General features: G+C 59.7%; 2 protein-coding genes. One reads left to right on the forward strand and one right to left on the reverse strand.

Annotation, left to right across the window (positions count from 1 at the left end; genetic code table 11):
* Positions 1-13: 13 nt before the first annotated feature.
* A complete protein-coding gene (locus tag KO516_RS05435; RefSeq protein ID WP_216002788.1) occupies positions 14-205 on the reverse strand; it encodes a hypothetical protein in 192 nt (63 codons plus the stop codon).
* 567 nt (positions 206-772) lie between these two features.
* Here KO516_RS05435 and KO516_RS05440 point away from each other — a divergent pair.
* Entirely contained in the window at positions 773-1,048 is a 276-nt protein-coding gene (locus KO516_RS05440) for a hypothetical protein (protein WP_216002789.1), read from the forward strand.
* Positions 1,049-1,186: the final 138 nt, after the last annotated feature.

The following is a 1,186-nucleotide window of genomic DNA, read 5'->3' on the forward strand; positions in this document are numbered from 1 at the left end:
ATGAATCCTGACCCTAGGTTGGATCGAGACCGCTCTGCGGTCCTCGCATCGGGGTGTCATGCATTTGAGGATCTCTGCTCAGGCGCATTTTGGTCCGCCAGATCATCTCGCCTTCATCGTAGTCCAGGGTGTCGGTAGCGATCGCGATCAGCGCCGGAAAATTCGCGCCGAGGCGGGCGATTTGTTGTTGCGTCTCGGCTACCAAGTCGCTCTCGAGCCCGGCCGCGATACTTACGAAGTGACGCCTCTGCGGCCGGTCTCCTCCCATGAAGAGATGCGTATGATCCGTTGCCTTCAGATCGCTTGCAACACCTGTCTGAAGCGGTGACCCTCGGAGGGTTCCGCGCTTAATGGGCCGGTGCTTCCCCTATGGCCCGGCGAAGTTGGCGGAGCAGACGCTGCCTTCGAACCGGAAGTTTTCGTCGTTCGTGAGGGGCGATTGCCCGGACCAACCGGGCGTCGCGCCGGTTACCCTCGCGATGACGAGCAAGCGTGGCACGCGCCCCACTCGCTGCCGAGAAGATTTGTGCGATGACTGCGTGGTCGCGGCCGAGCGACGAGCCAATGTCGAGGTCTTCAACCCAGGCGATCCACTGGACCAAGATCGAACAATCAACATGGATCGGCCGTTGGCCGAAACGGTGTTGTGGATGTTGGGGGGCGTTCAAAGACCGCGAGGATTCAAGGTCCGGAGCCAGACTTCCGATAGTTTTTCCGAGCACCCCACATCGGAACCAATTCCCCTCCAGATCAACGCAATCTGGAGACCATCATGATCTTTCCCCCGGATGAAACTTTCACCGCCGCGGAAGCAGCGGCCGAACTCAACAGGTCTGCAAAGCAGGTTCGTCGCTACCTCGCGACGGGCATCCTCGGCGGCAATCTCAAAAGCGGTCACTGGACGACGACGGCGCTCGACATCTTGCGTTTCAAGAACATCGCCGACGAGATGCTGGAGAACTGGCGTCGCTACTGCCTCGAGCTTGAGGAGCGCGGGACATTCGATAAATATAATGAAAACAATGATATGGAAGACCCGGGGAAATAGGAGGGTCTGCACGGGGTGGGAGTGCAGACCCTCCTTTTCGCCCCGATGTCCCCCAATGGCCGCGAATGTCCCTCGGTGTCCTTCAATGGCCGCTCAAGGTCGCCCCTGTCCCGAATTCGGCGCGCACACGCGGTGGTT

This window comes from Citreicella sp. C3M06, assembly GCF_018860705.1.
Classification (GTDB): domain Bacteria; phylum Pseudomonadota; class Alphaproteobacteria; order Rhodobacterales; family Rhodobacteraceae; genus Salipiger.